This is a genomic window from Streptomyces neyagawaensis, assembly GCF_023516595.1.
GTDB classification, from domain to species: Bacteria; Actinomycetota; Actinomycetes; order Streptomycetales; family Streptomycetaceae; genus Streptomyces; species Streptomyces neyagawaensis.
On record NZ_JAMGBG010000111.1, the window covers coordinates 1 to 2,185 of the forward strand.

Here is a 2,185-nt window from a genome sequence, read left to right on the forward strand (position 1 = left end):
GGCGCATCATGGGCCGTGAACGACGTCTGACAATCTCTGACACTGCGGGGGAGTTGCCCGATGCCGCGATGGAAGGCGCCCGACCTGCCGGACGGCCCTCTGCGCGAGTTGAACCGGGCGCTCCACGGGCTCCACGGCCGCGCGGGATGGCCGTCCTCCCGGGACCTCCAGAAAGCGGTGGGCGGGCAGGACGTCATGAGTTACACGACGATCCACCAGGCCCTGACCAAGCCGCTTCTCCCACGTTGGGGGGTCATCGAGCTGCTCGTCGAGGAGTTGGCGAGGATGTCCGGCGGGCGCCGCCGTCCCGACGACACCGTCGAGCATTTCAAGGAGCTGTACGACCGGGCGTACGGCGCCGGCGAGGGCGACGGCCCCGTTCCGCGGGCTCCCGACACACCTGCGGCGGCGTCGGCGACGATTGGGCCGCCGAGCAGTGTCAACAGGACTGATGAGCAGGCCAATTGGATCGGATCCGCCCCACAGGGCGACCGGAGCGGTGACAACGGACAGCGCGTAGACGCCCTGGCCGAGCTGCGGCGCCGTATCTCCGACGGCAACTATCCGCTCGGGTCCACGCTCCCGCCGCAGCGCGAGTTGGCGAGCGAGCTGGGAGTCTCGCGCCTCGCGGTCCAGCGGGCCCTCCGAAGTCTGCAGGACGACGGCTGGATCATGTCGCGGCAGGGCAGCGGATCACGTGTGATCAAGAACGGCGAGGTGGAACGGGCGACGAACCCGGGGCGTTCCCACCACCCCGTCTCACTCGCCCCGTACATCGCTCAGGCCTTCGAGCAGGACGACGTGAGCCTCGACGTCTTCACGCTGACGTCGGAGTCCCTGACCGCCCACATCCAGCTCCAGGCGGAGCGCATCCACGCCCTGCAAATCAGCCCCAGGAGCATCACCCTGAGGGTGATGGTGCCCGACATGTCGCTCGCGTTCCCGTACTGGCGCTCCGGGGATGCCGCGCACGACGACGCCCTCAAGAAGCGTGCCGCGGACATCACACGCCGTCACCTCCTCACGCTGCACAACGTGATGAACAACGTGTACACGTCGATGCTCGTCCCCTCCGTCTGGTTCACCATCCACCAGATCCCCCTGGTGCCGTCCTTCAAGCTCTACCTGATCAACGGGGTGGCGGCCCTGCACGGGTTCTACGAGGTCGTCGAGCGTCCCATCGACCTGAACGGGGAGACGGTCGGCGCTCTGGACGTGATGGGCCTGGGCGCCGCGCTCACCTACCACGTCGAGGACGACGACCCCCACTCACAGGGATCGGTGTTCGTGAGGAACGCCCGAGGCTGGTTCGAGTCCGTCTGGCAGCGGCTGGCTGATCAGGAGGGGCACGGCTGACCGCACGTCCCTCAGAGCCGCGCCCCCTTCAGGGCCATGTGCAGCAGGAGGCGGTCCTCGCCGTCGTCCAGGTCCAGGCCCGTCAGTTGTTCGACTCGGGAGAGGCGGTAGTAGAGGGTCTGGCGGTGGATGCCCAGCTCCGCCGCCGTGCGGCCCGCCTGGCCCGCGCAGTCGAGGAACGTCTCGGCGGTGCGGGCCAGTTCGTGGTGGGCGGGGGACAGGAGTGCCCGGACGGCAGGGTCCTGGGGGGTGTCCGGGGGCAGGGACGTCAGGAGGCGGTACGGGCCGATCGAGCGCCACTCGGCGATCGGGCCGAGGCGGGGCTCCGCCAGCACCGCGCGGGCCGCCGCCGACGCCTCGCGCCACGCCGTGCCCAGCTCGCCGAGGCCCGTACGGGCGCCCGCGATCCCGGCCGCCGCCCGCGCGTCCGCCCGCTCCAGCAGCCGGCCGGCCGCCGTGAGCGCGGGCGCCGCGACATCCGCCGAGCGCAGCCGCACCAGCAGGGCGAGGCTCTGGCCGGCCGCCCCCCACGGCACCGTGCACAGCGCCGTCGCCCCCGGCACCGTACGGAAGGATGGGGCGTCGTCCGGGTCCGCCGACGGCCACGGGGCCACGCACACCACCGTGTGGACGCCGTCGCCGCGCGGGCCGAGGGCGGCGCGCAGTTCCGCCACCGCCATGTCCCGCTCCCAGCCGGGCCCGGCCGTGAGGACCGCCCGCAGCTCACGGGTGAGGTCGGCGCCCGCCTGCGCCTCGTCCGCGAGGAGCGCGCCGATGCGCGAGGCGACCGCCATGGCGGCGGACAACTGGGCGTCGGTGGGGCCCGGAT

At 72.0% G+C, this 2,185-nt stretch carries 2 protein-coding genes; one reads left to right on the plus strand and one right to left on the minus strand.

Annotated features, from left to right (window positions below; genetic code table 11):
* Positions 1-60 precede the first annotated feature (60 nt).
* Entirely contained in the window at positions 61-1,356 is a 1,296-nt protein-coding gene (locus tag M8J73_RS34115; RefSeq protein ID WP_240501360.1) for a GntR family transcriptional regulator, read from the plus strand.
* Positions 1,357-1,367: 11 nt separating this feature from the next.
* Here M8J73_RS34115 and M8J73_RS34120 read toward each other — a convergent pair.
* On the minus strand, positions 1,368-2,185 hold an 818-nt coding region (locus M8J73_RS34120), incomplete at its 5' end, for a helix-turn-helix domain-containing protein (protein WP_249829469.1).